The sequence below is a fragment of the Nocardia sp. NPDC004340 genome (assembly GCF_053602575.1).
The window spans coordinates 573,855-588,057 of sequence record NZ_JBSGDW010000001.1; the positions used below are offsets into that span (position 1 = coordinate 573,855).

Sequence of the window (14,203 nt, forward strand, 5' to 3'; positions counted from 1 at the left end):
ACTGTTACTGGCGGTTGCACACAACCACCCAGGGCATAGAAAACGACCCCTGCCGCAAGGGCAGGGGCCGTCAGACGCCGGAAGGTCTGTGACTATCCGAAGCGACCCGAGATGTAGTCCTCGGTCTGCTTCTGCGACGGGTTCGAGAAGATCTTCTCGGTCTCGTCGATCTCGATGAGCTTGCCCGGCTTGCCCTGCGCCTCCAGGTTGAAGAAGGCGGTCTGGTCACTCACACGCGCGGCCTGCTGCATGTTGTGGGTGACGATGACGATGGTGTACTCCTTCTTCAGCTCGGTGATCAGATCCTCGATCGCGAGCGTGGAGATGGGGTCCAGGGCCGAACACGGCTCGTCCATGAGCAGCACGTCCGGCGACACCGCGATGGCGCGGGCGATGCACAGACGCTGCTGCTGGCCACCGGAGAGGCCGCCGCCCGGCTTGTCCAGGCGGTCCTTGACCTCGTTCCAGAGATTGGCGCCGCGCAGCGACTGCTCGGCCACCTCGTCCAGCTGACCCTTGTTGCGCACGCCCTGCAGCTTCAGACCGGCCACCACATTGTCGCGAATCGACATGGTGGGGAACGGGTTCGGCCGCTGGAACACCATGCCGATGGTGCGGCGCACGCCGACCGGGTCGACGGTGGCGCCGTAGATGTCCTCGCCGTCGAGCAGCACCGCGCCCTCGACGCGGGCCTCCGGGGTCACCTCGTGCATGCGGTTGAGCGCGCGGAGCACGGTCGACTTGCCACAACCGGACGGACCGATGAAGGCGGTCACGCTGCGCGGCAACACCGTCAGCCCGACATTGGCGACCGCGTGGAACTTGCCGTAGTAGATATTGAGGTCTTTGACGTCAATTCGCTTGGCCATCAGTCTTTCCTTCTATCGGTTCCGCGTGAGCAGCTTGTTGACCGCCGCGGCGGCGAGGTACAGCAGCGCGATGATCAGGATCAGGGTCAGCGCGGCACCCCAGATGCGCTCGCGGCCGGCGGGCTCGGGGTTCGACAGCTCCTGGTACATCAGCAGCGGAAGCGAGGCCATATTGCCGTTGAAGACATCGAAATTGATCGCCTTGGAGTAACCCACCAGCACCAGCACCGGCGCGGTCTCACCCATGACACGGGCGACGGCCAGCAGCATGCCGGAGATCATGCCGGGCGCGGCGGTCGGAATGACGATCCGCACAATGGTTTTCCACTTCGGGATACCGAGCGCGTAGGACGCCTCACGCAGTTCGTCCGGAACCAGCTTGAGCATTTCCTCGGTGCTGCGCACCACCACCGGCAGCATCAGCAGCACCAGGGCCAGCGACACCGCGAAGGCGCTCTGCGGGTTGCCGAAGGTGGCGATCCACAGCGCGAAGATGAAGAGCGCGGCCACGATCGAGGGCACACCCGCGAGGATGTCGACCATGAAGGTGGTGGTCTTGGCCAGCCAGCCCCGGCCGTACTCGACCAGGTAGACCGCGGCCATGATGCCCAGCGGCACCGCGATCACCGCGGCGATACCGGACTGCACGATGGTGCCGTAGATGGCGTGATAGACACCGCCGGTGCGCTGGTCGGGCAGGACGCCGTTCTGCGACTTGGTCCACCAGCCGACCGAGGCCACGATGGCCCCGCCCTTCTGCAGCACCACGAACAGCACCCACAGCAGCGGCACCAGTGCGAGGCCGAAGCACAACCAGACCAGACCGGTGGCGACGTTGTTCTTGATCCGGCGAACGGGGCTGACATGCCGGAAGGTCGGCGCCTTGATCGGCTTGTCGAGTGTGGTGGTCATCCGTTGACCTTCCCGCCGGCGGCGAGCCGAGCCAGTGCGTTGACGACGAACGTCAGTGCGAACAACACGAAACCGGCGGCGATGTAGGCACCGGTCGGCAGCTTCGAGCTGAATTCCGAAGCCGCGGAGGCGATCTTCGAGGCGAAGGTGTAGCCGCCGTCGAACAGCGACCAGCCGCCCGCCTTGGTCGAGGTGCGCAGCACGATGAGGACCGCGATGGTCTCACCGAGCGCGCGACCCAGGCCCAGCATGGAACCGGCGATCACGCCGGAGCGGCCGAAGGGCAGCACGGTGAGGCGCACGACCTCCCACTTGGTGGCGCCCAGCGCCTGCGCCGCCTCGATGTGCGAGCGCGGGGTCAGGCCGAACACCTCCCGGGAGACCGAGGTGATGATCGGCAGGATCATCACCGCGAGCACCACGCCCGCGGTGAAGATGGTGCCGCCGCCGGCAATGCTGACATTGCCGTCGGAGAAGAGGAACAACCAGCTCAGGTGCTTGTTCAGGAAGTCCTGGAAGGGCCCCAGCTTGGGGGCCACGACCAGGAATCCCCAGAGACCGAACACGATCGACGGCACCGCGGCCAGCAGATCCACGATGACCGAGAACGGACGCGCCAGCGCCTTCGGCGAATACTGCGTCAGGAACAGCGCGATCCCCACCCCGATCGGCACCGCGATGGCAAGGGCGAACAGCGAACTCAGCACCGTGACCATGAACAGGTCCTTGATGCCGAACTGCAGGTTGTTCTCGTCCTTGACGTTGAACTCGGTGGTGGTGAAGAAGTTCGCCTTGTTCGCCATGATCGAGGGCCACGCCCGGATCAGCAGGAACAGGGCGATCAGGGCGATGGCGGCGACGATGATCCCGCCGGCGGCCGTGGCCGCCGAGCGGAAAGCGAACTCCGCGCCGAACTTCTTGGGTGCGCGCCCCGCGGCCGGGGTGGTGCTGGGTTCGGTCGGCATGAGCGCAGTATCCCCCGGCAGTTGGGCACGGTCTTCCCGCGGGTCGGTCGAAACGGACAGACCCGCGGATGCAATGTCGTCGTGCACGGTCATCGTGTTTCGATCAGGCGATCAGGAGATGGCGTTGATCGCGGTGGTGAGCTTGGTCTTGAACGCGTCCGGCAGCGGCACGTAGCCGGACTCGGCGAGACCGGTCTGGCCGTTGCCGACCGCGGAGGTCAGGAACGCCTTGACGGCCTTGGCGGTGTCGGCGTCGCTGTACTTCGAGCAGACGATCTCGTAGGTGGCCAGCATGATCGGGTACGCGCCCGCGGCGGTGGGCTTGTAGATCGAGCTGTTGTCCAGCACCAGGTCGTTGCCCTCGCCCTTGATCTTGGCGGCGTCGACGGCCTTGCCCGCGGACTCGGCGGTCAGCTCGACCGGCTTCGGGTCGTTGGAGGTGGCGGTGGTCAGCACGCGCACCGAGGACAGCTTCTGCGCCTTGGCGAAGGACCACTCGGTGTAGGTGATGGTGAACTTGGTGTTCGCGACCGCGGCCGAGGTGCCGTCCGAGCCCTTGGCGCCCTCGCCGACGCCACCGTTGAACGCCTTGCCGGCGCCCTTGGTGTAGCCACCGGCGGTGGTCAGGTACTTCTGGAAGTTGTCGGTGGTGCCCGACTCGTCGGAGCGGAAGATCACGCCGATCTTGTCCGACGGCAGCTTGTCGGCCTTGTTGGTGTTCAGGGCCCGGATCGCCTGGTCGTTCCACGCGGTGATGTCACCGGAGAAGATCTTGGCGATGGTCGGCGGGTCCAGGACCAGGTCCTCGATGCCGGGCAGGTTGTAGGCCACGGAGATCGGGCCGAAGACGGCCGGCAGGTTCCAGGCGGGGCTGGCGCAACGAGCGGCGGCCTTGTCGGTCTCGCCCTTCTCGGCGTTCAGCGGCGAGTCGGAGCCCGCGAAATCGGTCTGGTTGCCGATGAACTCGTTGACGCCGGCGCCCGAGCCCGAACCGGTGTAGTCGAGCTTCGCGCCCGAGCAGTTGGTCTGGTACGCGGCGACGAAGCGGTCCATCGCGTTCTTCTGCGCGGTGGAACCACTGGCCTTCAGCGAGGTCTTGCCGCCACAGGCGACATCGATCTTGGCGCCGCCGCCGGTGGCGTTGTTGTCACTGCCACAAGCCGACAGAGTCAGGGCGCCGGCCGCGGCCAACACACCGAGCAGGGCGCTGCTGCGCTTGAGATTCACCAATTCCTCCGGGGGAATCACTTGCACGTCCAACCCCTCAACGGTCGGACGGGCGCGTTTGGCGGCTGTTCGCTGCGAACTAGCGCACCGGGCAGCGGTCTGCGGCCCACTTGCAACGTAAGGGCGGCTGGTAGACAGTTGGACCAGGGCAGGTGAACGACAGATGAACAACCCACCCTGATTGCGGCGCACCACGTGTGACATTAGCCGCACCGTTGCCGAGCGTAATTTACGACACGCTGGAGTAGGCGACGTCGATGTGGAATCGAGTGAATCCGAGCCGGGTGTAGGTGTGCACGGCCGCGGTGTTGTCGCCCTCGGTGTAGAGCAGCACGGCGTCCAGGCCGCGGTCCTTCAGATAGTGCAGACCCGCCAGCGTGAGCAGCCGGCCGAGGCCGCGCCCCTGCGCGTCGGGGTCGATGCCGACCACGTAGACCTCGCCGATCGGCGGCGTCTCGTCGGAATGCACCTTGGTCCAGTGGAATCCGAGGATGCGGTCCGGGTGGGCCGGATCCACGGCGATGAACAGACCCTTCGGGTCGAACCAGGATTCGGCGCGGCGGGCGTCGATATCGCGCTGGGTCCAGCCGCCCTGTTCGGGATGCCAGGAGAAGGCCGAGGCGTTCACGCGGAGCAGTTCGGCGTCGTCGGAAGGCCCGGCGTAGGTGCGCAGTTCGAGTTCGGCGGGTACCGCCAGCTCGGGTAGCTCAGAGTTAGCCAGTTCTCTTCGCATTTGCCACAATTCACGCGAAACGGACAAGCCCAGTCGGGCCGCCACCGCCCGCGCGGGCGGCAGATCACCGTGCGCCCACACGCGCGCGCCGGGACCCCCGGCCGCCAGCGCGGCAGCCACCAGACCTGCGCCGATACCGTGGCCGCGGGCCGCAGGATCGACCGCCACCTCCGCCATCGAGGGGTGCTCGTCGTGCGCCGGCACGAGGTTCGCGTACCCCACGACCACGCCGTCCCGGATGTCCACCAGATGTCTTGCGGGCGAATCAGTTCCGGCCAGCGAGAGCACCGCCTGCTCCGACACCGGGGCCACGCCGTCGGCCGCGGTGGCCCGCTCCAGCAACGCCCGCACCTGCCCGGCCGTCTCGGAATCGGGCCGTTCGGTCCAGGAGGCCATCAGATCGCGCCGTTCGCCGAGGTCAGCTCGGAGTCGTCGGTGCCGTCGGAGTCGGGGAAGGTGACCGCGTCGCCCTTGCCCGGGGTGCGCGCCGGGCGCACCGCCTTGTAGCCGACATTGCGCACGGTGCCGATCAGCGACTCGTACTCGCTACCGAGCTTGGCGCGCAGTCGTCGCACGTGCACGTCCACGGTGCGGGTGCCGCCGAAGAAGTCGTAGCCCCAGACCTCCTGGAGCAGCTGGGCGCGGGTGAACACCCGGCCGGCGTGCTGCGCCAGGTACTTGAGGAGCTCGAACTCCTTGTAGGTCAGGTCCAGCGGGCGGCCGCGCAGTCGCGCGGTGTAGGTGCCCTCGTCGATGACCAGCTCACCGAGGGTGATCTTGCCGGTGTTCTCCGGGCTGGCCACGCCGCCGTTGCGCGCCACCAGGAGTCGCAGCCGGGCGTCCAGTTCGGCGGGCCCGGTACCGGGCAGCAGGATGTCGTCCAGGCCCCAGTCGGCGTTCACCGCGACCAGACCGCCCTCGGTCAGCACGGCCACCACCGGCACCGACGAGCCGGTGCTCCCCAGCAAACGACACAAGCCGCGCGCGGCGGCCAGGTCGGTGCGCGCGTCCACCAGCGCCACGTCGGCGGATCCCGCCTCGAGCAGGGACGCCACCTCCGTCGGAGCGGGCCGCACGTGATGCGGCAGCAACGCCAGCGACGGCAGCACCGCCTCGGGGTTGGGGTCGGAGGTCAGCAGGAGCAGCTCCATGGGGGCCCTCCATCCCATCTGGCATGTGTGTGGCTACCGCGCTGTCGGCCACTACCTCATGCAGGTCATCACAGGTAATCGCTGCCTACATTAGCCTGTGGTGTCTCGGAATTGCCCCCCGCTGCCGCCATGGGCGGGTTGACGGCGCGAATCACCAGCGTCCGCCCCTCCCGAGCGGACTCCCGTAGGTGGATCCGACGCGGATCGGCGACGGCCCCCTATTAGTGTGCAGCTATGCGTTTCCGGAGGCTGCTCATCGGATTGCTCTGCCTGGCAGGGCTGGTCGTGCTGCTCGATTTCGGGGTCGCGGCCTACTCCGAGTACCGCGTCTCGCGGCTGCTGCGAACCGGTTCGGATCTGAGCGCCGACCCGGAGATCACCTTCCACGAGTCGCTGCGCCACCCGTTCGTGGTCCAGTCCCTGGACGGCGAGTACATCAATATGGACATCCGCGCCCGGGCCATGCGCCCCGACATCCCCGGCAAGATCATGGTCGAGGCCAATCTGAAGGGCGTCCGCCTGCCCATGCGTCAGCTGATCGACGGCGAGGTGGCGCAGGTCCCGGTCGACGAGGTGCAGGCTCGCATGCGCATAGAACCCAATGAGCTCGGCCGGCTGTTCAAGATTCCGGACCTCCAGGTCTTCGGCCCGCCCACCGACAAGTCCGACGGCTCCGGCAATGCCGCCAGCACCGGTCCCAGCACCACGGGCATCATCATCCTGGAGGGCACCGTGCCGATCGGCCCGAACGCCGACACCGTCGCGGTCACCGATTCTCGCGCGGACACCGCGCAGAAGGTCGCCAAGAAGAAGGTCCACGTGCTGGCCGAACTGAAACTCGAGGGCGCCGAGGTACGCATCACCGCGATATCGATCGCCGGGCGCGATCTGCAGTCCGACTCCGATTCGGTACTGCCCGAACAGGATCGGACCGTCATCTCCGAACAGGACAAGCCCGCCATCCTGGCCCGCTTCACCCACACCATCGACACCCGCAATATGCCGTTCGGCATCGCGCCCACCTCGGTGGAGGCCAATGCCGGGCAGATCGTGGTGGAGGGCACCGGTCGCGCCGTGACCGTCGACCTGGATCGGCTACAGAGATGATCGCCCTCGGAATCCTGGCGGTCATCTTGGTCGCGGCGGTCGCCGTCGGCCTGCTGCTGCGCCGCAACGAGGGCCGGGTGCGCGAGCTCGCCGTCGCGCCGCGGCCGCTCGAACCGGAATCCAACCGGGCCGCCCTGCTGGCCGCGGCCGGGGTGACAGCGGGCCGCCCGACCGTCCTGCACTTCTCCGCCGACTGGTGCGGCCCGTGCGCGGCCGTGCGGCGCGTGGTCGCGGGCGTGGTGGCCGAACTGGCCGACGCCGAGCTGCCGCCGCTGGATCTGGAGGTCGACATCGACGAGTTCGCGGAGCTCGCCCGGGAGCTGAACGTGCTCTCGCTGCCGACCACTTTCGGATTGGATTCTCGAGGATTGGAACGCTTCCGGATCTCCGGCGTTCCGAAGGCCGCGGATCTGCGCACGTCAATGGCCTCTTTGACGGCCGCCGCGTCCGATGAGTGACCAGCATTACGGACCCCGGGTCCAATTTCCCCCGAAAATTGGGTAAACTCCCTCTCGTGCAATCCAACCGCGAGCTGATGCTCACCCGACGCCGCACGGTAGACCTGTGCCGGCTCGGTGGTTGTTGCTGCCTGTGCCGCTAGCCGGTCGGCCTTTCTATAACTCTGTCGCCGACCGGTTGTATCCCCCGCTGTTGAGAGATCATGTCGATCCTCCGGCGATCTGGCCAATACATCCTCGAGCGCAGGAGTACTTCCTTCCATGTCGAACACCATTACGAGCGCACCGCCCGTGGAGCAGGTCGACGTCCGGGGTCCCCGGTTCGCGGCCTGGATCACCACCGCAGTGCTCGCCCTGGTCCTGATTCTCGCTTCCGTCTCGGTCCCCGTGGCCGCCGTACTGCTGGCCGTGCAGGCCGTGGTCTTCGGCCTGGGTGCGGCCACCGGCCCCAAGCGCAGCCCGTACGGCCGGATCTACGCCACCCTGGTCGCGCCGCGCAACGGCGCGCCGACCGAGCTGGAACCCGTTGCCCCGCTGCGGTTCGCACAGCTGGTGGGTCTGATCTTCGCGGCGCTGGGCGTGATCGGCTTCGCCGCCGGCAGCACGGTGGTGGGCTCGATCTTCGCCGGATTCGCACTGTTCGCGGCCTTCCTGAACGCGGCGTTCGGCATCTGCCTGGGTTGCCAGATCTATCCGCTGGTCGCCCGACTCCGCCCCTGACCATTCCTATTACTCAGCCACACGAACGCAACGCCTGAACACGGCACCGCACCGAAAGGAACAACATGGCTCGCTCCGATGTCCTGGTCTCCGCAGACTGGGTCGAAGAGAACCTGAACACCCCGGGCGTCGTCCTGGTCGAGGTGGACGAGGACACCTCGGCCTACGACCTGGGGCACATCGAGGGCGCCGTGCGTCTCGACTGGAAGAAGGACCTGCAGGACCAGGTCCGCCGCGACTTCGTGAACCAGGAGCAGTTCTCCGCACTGCTGTCCGAGCGCGGTATCTCCAACGACGACACCGTGGTGCTGTACGGCGGCAACAACAACTGGTTCGCCGCCTACGCCTACTGGTACTTCAAGCTCTACGGCCACCAGGACGTGAAGCTGCTCGACGGTGGCCGCAAGAAGTGGGAGCTGGACGGCCGCCCGCTGGTCAAGGACGTCAAGGTGCGCCCGGCCACCGACTACAAGGCCTCCGCCCAGGACCTGTCCATCCGCGCCTTCCGTGACGAGGTCGTCGACGCCATCGGCGCCAAGAACCTGGTCGACGTGCGCTCGCCCGACGAGTTCTCGGGCAAGATCCTGGCTCCGGCGCACCTGCCGCAGGAGCAGTCGCAGCGTCCGGGCCACATCCCGACCGCCATCAACGTGCCGTGGTCGAAGGCCGCGAACGAGGACGGCACCTTCAAGAGCGACGCCGAGCTGGCGGAGATCTACAAGGAGGCCGGGCTGGACGGCGACAAGCTGACCATCGCCTACTGCCGCATCGGTGAGCGTTCCTCGCACACCTGGTTCGTGCTGCAGGAGCTGCTGGGCCACCAGAACGTCAAGAACTACGACGGGTCCTGGACCGAATACGGTTCCCTCGTCGGTGTACCGATCGAGTTGGGAGCGTAATCAATATGTGTGCAGCACCTACCCAGGGACAGGCCATCCCGGCCGGCGTCGACGTCGAGAAGGAGACGGTCATCACCGGCCGCGTCCTGACCGCTGACGGCCAGACCGTCGGTGGCGCGTTCGTCCGCCTGCTGGACGGCAACGGCGACTTCACCGCCGAGGTCGTGGCCTCGGGCACCGGCGACTTCCGCTTCTTCGCCGCGCCGGGCTCGTGGACCCTGCGCGCGCTGTCGGCGTCCGGCAACGGCACCGCCGAGGTGTCGCCGGAGGGCAACGGCATCCACAACGTGGACGTCACCGTCGCCAAGTAAGCGAAACATCAAGAACGGCCCCGGGATTCATGATCCCGGGGCCGTTCTCGTCTGTCGGCGGGATTTTCCCGGGGTCGTTTTCACCGGATCGCGGCGGTGCGATTAGACTCCGAGACGTGGTGCTTACCTTCGAAATTCTGCTGGTACTCGTGTCCGTGCTGATCGCCTGGTTCGGTCTGTACGTCCTCTACCGGCTGTTCACCGAGTCGTGACAGATCCGGCCCACGAGAACACCGAAAACGGAGTGGCCAACGGCTCGGCGTCCGATGACGCCGCCGGTTCGCGCCGCAGCGGCGACCAGGCGGTCGCGGAGGCGGTCGAGCGGGCCAAGTCGACCGGGGGGCTGAACGTTCCGACGCTCCCCGATCTGCCGCTGCCCGTGGACACCGCGAATCTGCGGCTGGGCCCCGATCTGAGTTCGTCCATGCTCGCGCTGCTGCCGCTGGTCGGCGTGTGGCGCGGTGAGGGCGAGGGCAACGACCCCGAGACCGGCGACTACCGCTTCGGTCAGCAGATCGTCGTCGCCCACGACGGCGGCGACTACCTGACCTGGGAAGCCCGGTCCTGGAAGCTGACCACCGAGGGCGAGTACGACGGCCCGGACCTGCGTGAGAGCGGTTTCTGGCGGGTCGGCATCGACGGCGACGACGAGGTGCTGGAGCTGCTGCTCACCCACTCGACCGGCATCGTCGAGCTGTTCTACGGCCAGGCCCTGACCCAGTCGTCCTGGGAGCTGGCCACCGACGTGGTGATCCGCAGCCAGTCCGGCATCGTGGTGGGCGGCGCGAAGCGGCTCTACGGCATCGTCGAGGGCGGCGACCTGGGCTACGTCGAGGAGCGCATCGCGGCCGACGGCGCACTGGAGCCGCGGCTCTCGGCCCGCCTCAAGCGCTACATCGGCTGAAACTGCCGTTCGGCGCGAGACAACTGATTTCGTTGCGATGGGGGTACCTCCTGGGGTACCCCCAAAATTGTTTCGGCACCCAGCGCAGGCACGGAATGCCGGGGCCAACGGCTCTCAGCCGCCCGCTGAAGTCTCGGGGAGGCGGAATAGGTACGGCCCCCGAGTTGTACCTGCGGAAGGATGCAACGTTCTTCACGCAAGTCCGGTCGGACGGACCGTAACTCGGGGGCCGGGTGACTGCCGTGGATTCGCGAGGGCTCGCGCGATCGGAATCCGATTGCAGCGGTAGCGCCTAGCTGGCAGCCACCTCACGCGTCCTAGAAATCATTCTCGAACCACCTCCTTCCTGTGTACCGACGAAATTAGTCGGATCCGGCAGTTGCGGCAACGTATTTTCGCGGACTGCGAAAAGGCAGGTCAGACCGTGGTTTCGGGAATACGGGGACCGATGTCGATCGCGCCGCCGGGTTCGACGCGAACGATGGTGTCGGCCTTGGCGTCCGAGGGCAGCTGGTGGGTGACGACCACGACCCTGCGGTCGCGATCCACCAGGCCGCTCGATTCGTCCAGGAGGCGGCGCAGCAAGTCGGCCCCGGCCTCCGCCTCCAGATGTTCGGTGGGTTCGTCGAGCAGCAGCACCCGCGCGGGCGAGAGCAGGGCGCGGGCCAGCAGGATCCGGCGACGCTGGCCGCCCGAGACCGCGGCGGCTCCCCCGACCAGATCGGTCTCGACGCCGTCGGGCAGTGAGTCCAGCCACTCCCCCGCACCGACCGCGCGCAGGGCGGCATCGGCCTCGGCGGCGGTGATGTCGCCGCGGGCGACGCGCAGGTTCTCCAGCACGGTGGTGCCGAACAGGTGCGCGTCCTCGGCGAAGAAGGTGACGCCGGGCTCGGGTGTGCCGAACAGGCCCGCCCATGCCATGAGCAGGGTCGTCTTCCCCGCACCGCTGGGCCCGGTCACCGCGATCCGGCGGCCCGGCGGCAGGGCCGGGAATTTCGGTGCGGCAGTCTCGGATTCGGGGCGAGCCGGGTCTCCGGCTTCCAGCTCGTCGAGGCGGCGCAGGGCGGCGCGGCCGGTGGTGAGCGCCTGCGCGGCGGCGGGCAGCACCGCGACCGCCTCGAAGGCCGACAGCGGCACCAGCACGAGCACCGTGAACGCCATCGGCGAGATGCCGCCGGGCGCGACGGTCTGGAACCCGGCGGTCGGCACCGGAGATCCGCCGCCGTACAACACGATCCCGATGAGCAGCGCCCCCAGCACGCTGGCCCCGATGGACAGCGGCAGCACCGCCGCCGCCCAGGCGCCGTGCGCCGCCGCCCGGTCCTCCGCCGCGACCGCGCGCCGCCCCGCCGCGGTGGCCGCGCCGACCGCTTCGGAAAGCCGTCCCGCGACCCGCAATTCGGGTGCGTGATCCAGCACGGTGAGCGCCTCGGCGGTGAACTCGGTGCGGTCGGCCCGCACCGCCAGTTCGGCCTCTTCGGCCGCCCGCGCCGACAGCCAGGGCGCGACGATCCCCGACACCGCCAGCGCCACCGCCAGAATCACCGCCGCGGGCACCGAGATGCTCGCCAGCAGTCCGACCGCGAGCAGGGACAGGATCACCGCCACCGCGATCGGCACGAACGCCCGCACCACCACGGCTCCGAGGTCGTCGATATCGCTCATCACTCGCCCGAGCAGTTCGCCCCGGCGCAACTGGGTCGGATCCCCGTGCCGGGCCTCGGCTTCGGTCCGGGGCGAACCGGTGGAACCGCCCGCCTCGTCCACTGCTCCGAGACTCGCGGCACCGGTCGTGCCGGTCCGTCGCGGCCGCCAGATGTTCGCGCCGGCCAGCGTGCGATAGGTGGTGGTCCGTGCCGTGCTCATGGCCCGCAGCGCGACGTCGTGGGTGGCGAGCCGCTCGAGATACCGGCACAACCCTCGCGAGATGCCCAGTGCCCGAACGGTCACCACGGCCAGGCTCAGGTCCAGGACCGGCGGCATCTGCCAGGCCCGGGCGATCAGCCAGGCCGCGAGCGCGGCCAGGCCGAGCCCGCTGCCGAGCGCGAGCACGCCCCAGCCGACCGAGAGCGCCATGCGCGCCCGCGACAGTTCGAGGAGTTCCCGGATCCGCCGGAAGTCGGCCATGACCGCTCTCATCGCGTCGACACCTCCCGGCCCGATCCGGTGACGCTCGCCTCCGGGTCGTCGAGTGTCGTTCGCCTGGCGCGGACTTCGACGATGCGGTCGGCGACCGCGAGGACCGAGGCCCGATGGGCGACCACGACGACGGTGGCGCCGGCGCGGGCGCGGGCGGTGAGGGCCGCGAGCACCGTGGCCTCGGCGGCGTCGTCGAGGTGGGCGGTGGGTTCGTCGAGGAGCAGGATCGAGCGGGGGGCCGCGAGGGTACGGGTCAGGGCCAGGCGCTGCCGCTGGCCGAGGGACAGGCCGACGCCGCCCGCGCCGACGACGGTGTCCCAGCGGTCCGGGAGGGTGTCGAGGACGGCGTCGAAACCGGTGGCGGCGCAGGCGGCGTCGATCTGGTCGTCCCCGGACGGGGGTCCGAGGAGTTCGAGGTTGGCGCGCAGGGTGCCGGGGAGCAGGACCGGGCGTTGCGGGAGCCAGGCGATGGAGGACCAGTATTCGTCGGGGTCCAGCTCGGGGACGGGGGTGCCGTCGACGGTGACCGTGCCCGTGCCGGGGGCGAGGAGGCCCAGGACGGCTTGCAGGGCGGTCGATTTGCCGCAGCCGTTGGGGCCGGTGAGGACGGCGACCTCGCCGGGCTGGAGGGTGGCGGTGAGGCCGTCGGGCGCGTTGCCGTCGCGGGCGGTGATGCCGAGGTCCCGGATCTCGATGTGGCCGAGCAGGTTTCGACGCACGGTTCCGGCGGGGGCCGCGGGCGCGGCGTCGGCGTCGGGTTCGAGGACGGCGAAAGCCCGTTCGGCCGCGGCCATTCCGTCCTGGGCGGCGTGGAAGCGTTCGCCGACGGCGCGCAGCGGCAGGTACACCTCGGGGGCGAGGATCAGGGCGAGCAGCCCGGCGTAGAGGCCCATGTGGCCGAAGACCAGTCGCATGCCGATGGACACGGCGACCAGGGCCACGCACAGGGTGGCGAGCATCTCCAGCACCATCGAGGACAGGAAGGCCAGACGCAGCGCGGCCATGGTGCGCCGATGCAGGGCGTCGCCGAGTTCGCGGACGCGTCCGGCCATGCTGCGGGCCGAATCATCCTGCGGCGCCGGTCCCTTGGCCGTCTCGCGGCCGAGGGCGCGCAGGGTGGGCATGCCCGCGAACAGGTCCAGCAGTTGATCCGACAGCCGGGTGGTCGCGGCCAGGGTGTCCGCGGACTTCCCCTGGGTGAGCAGCCCGATGAGGATCATGAAGATCGGGATCAGCGGCAGCGTGACGGCGATGATCGCGCCGGACACCCAGTCGTGGACGGCGATGACGGCCAGCACCACCGGGGGCACGAGGGCGGCCAGGATCAGGGCGGGCAGATACCCCGCGAGGTAGGCCCGCAGCCCGCTGAGCCCGGAGCCGACCACGACCGCGAGTTCGGTACGGCGGCTCTCCAGTTCGCGCGGCGGGAGCTGGGCCCCGGCCGCCAGCGCGGCGGTCTCGAGCTCGGCCACGACCTGCGCCCCGGCCCGGTGCGCGAGCCGGGACTGCCACCAGGTGGCGGCCGCCCGGCACAGCACGGCGGCCGCGAACACCGCCAATTCGACCGTCCACGACCCGATCCGGCGGTGTTCCGGTTCGGTGACGACCCCCGCGAGCACCCGGGCCAGGGCGAGCGCCCCGATCACGATGCATCCGGTGGTGATCAGCGAGAGTCCCACGCTGAGTCCGAGATACCGGCGCGCGGAGCGGGCGTGCCGCCACAGCCGCGGGTCCACCGGTCGTGCCATGGTCGATCTCCTCTGCGAAAAGACGCGCCGCCCAAGTTCTTCCGGGGGCGGCGCGCCCCG

Annotated in this window: 14 protein-coding genes; 6 read left to right on the plus strand and 8 right to left on the minus strand. The window is 68.8% G+C overall.

The features are described 5' to 3' along the window. Positions 1-92 precede the first annotated feature (92 nt). The 6 genes from pstB to ACWEOI_RS02385 form a co-directional block, all read right to left on the minus strand. Positions 93-869: a phosphate ABC transporter ATP-binding protein PstB gene (gene pstB / locus ACWEOI_RS02360; protein WP_433670379.1), complete on the minus strand. Its 777-nt coding sequence runs from the start codon at positions 867-869 to the stop codon at positions 93-95. A 12-nt stretch (positions 870-881) separates the two neighbouring features. Then, the gene (gene pstA / locus ACWEOI_RS02365; protein ID WP_433670377.1) at positions 882-1,781 is read right to left on the minus strand and encodes a phosphate ABC transporter permease PstA; all 900 of its coding nucleotides are present in this window, start codon (positions 1,779-1,781) and stop codon (positions 882-884) included. Further along, positions 1,778-2,746: a phosphate ABC transporter permease subunit PstC gene (gene pstC, locus ACWEOI_RS02370; protein ID WP_452358753.1), complete on the minus strand. Its 969-nt coding sequence runs from the start codon at positions 2,744-2,746 to the stop codon at positions 1,778-1,780. Before pstC ends, pstA begins: the two co-directional genes overlap by 4 nt. A 111-nt stretch (positions 2,747-2,857) precedes the next feature. Beyond that, positions 2,858-3,973, minus strand: coding sequence for a phosphate ABC transporter substrate-binding protein PstS (gene pstS / locus ACWEOI_RS02375; RefSeq protein ID WP_433673225.1), 1,116 nt, complete (start codon positions 3,971-3,973; stop codon positions 2,858-2,860). A 229-nt stretch (positions 3,974-4,202) separates the two neighbouring features. Next, the gene (gene mshD, locus ACWEOI_RS02380) at positions 4,203-5,102 is read right to left on the minus strand and encodes a mycothiol synthase (RefSeq protein WP_452358754.1); all 900 of its coding nucleotides are present in this window, start codon (positions 5,100-5,102) and stop codon (positions 4,203-4,205) included. Further along, complete coding sequence (locus ACWEOI_RS02385) at positions 5,102-5,857, minus strand: winged helix-turn-helix transcriptional regulator (protein ID WP_357089585.1); 756 nt, start codon at positions 5,855-5,857, stop codon at positions 5,102-5,104. The genes mshD and ACWEOI_RS02385 overlap by 1 nt, the downstream gene beginning before the upstream one ends. Before the next feature lie 234 nt (positions 5,858-6,091). Here ACWEOI_RS02385 and ACWEOI_RS02390 point away from each other — a divergent pair, with 234 nt between their 5' ends. The 6 genes from ACWEOI_RS02390 (at position 6,092) to ACWEOI_RS02415 (ending at position 10,256) form a co-directional block, all read left to right on the plus strand. After that, on the plus strand, positions 6,092-6,964 hold the full coding sequence (locus tag ACWEOI_RS02390) for an LmeA family phospholipid-binding protein (protein WP_433670371.1): 873 nt from the start codon (positions 6,092-6,094) through the stop codon (positions 6,962-6,964). Then, positions 6,961-7,422: a thioredoxin family protein gene (locus ACWEOI_RS02395; protein WP_452358755.1), complete on the plus strand. Its 462-nt coding sequence runs from the start codon at positions 6,961-6,963 to the stop codon at positions 7,420-7,422. Before ACWEOI_RS02390 ends, ACWEOI_RS02395 begins: the two co-directional genes overlap by 4 nt. A 261-nt stretch (positions 7,423-7,683) precedes the next feature. Then, positions 7,684-8,142, plus strand: coding sequence for a DUF4395 domain-containing protein (locus tag ACWEOI_RS02400; RefSeq protein WP_452358756.1), 459 nt, complete (start codon positions 7,684-7,686; stop codon positions 8,140-8,142). Positions 8,143-8,207: 65 nt separating this feature from the next. Continuing rightward, entirely contained in the window at positions 8,208-9,041 is an 834-nt protein-coding gene (locus ACWEOI_RS02405) for a rhodanese-like domain-containing protein (protein WP_433670366.1), read from the plus strand. 5 nt (positions 9,042-9,046) lie between these two features. Beyond that, positions 9,047-9,352: a DUF1416 domain-containing protein gene (locus ACWEOI_RS02410; RefSeq protein ID WP_379105858.1), complete on the plus strand. Its 306-nt coding sequence runs from the start codon at positions 9,047-9,049 to the stop codon at positions 9,350-9,352. A gap of 244 nt (positions 9,353-9,596) precedes the next feature. Beyond that, a complete protein-coding gene (locus tag ACWEOI_RS02415; RefSeq protein WP_433673224.1) occupies positions 9,597-10,256 on the plus strand; it encodes an FABP family protein in 660 nt (219 codons plus the stop codon). A 417-nt stretch (positions 10,257-10,673) separates the two neighbouring features. On the opposite strand, the gene ACWEOI_RS02420 is transcribed toward ACWEOI_RS02415, so the two are convergent. Next, entirely contained in the window at positions 10,674-12,395 is a 1,722-nt protein-coding gene (locus ACWEOI_RS02420) for an ATP-binding cassette domain-containing protein (protein ID WP_452358757.1), read from the minus strand. Beyond that, on the minus strand, positions 12,392-14,143 hold the full coding sequence (gene cydD, locus ACWEOI_RS02425) for a thiol reductant ABC exporter subunit CydD (protein ID WP_452358758.1): 1,752 nt from the start codon (positions 14,141-14,143) through the stop codon (positions 12,392-12,394). The genes ACWEOI_RS02420 and cydD overlap by 4 nt, the downstream gene beginning before the upstream one ends. Between the last annotated feature and the right edge of the window lie 60 nt (positions 14,144-14,203).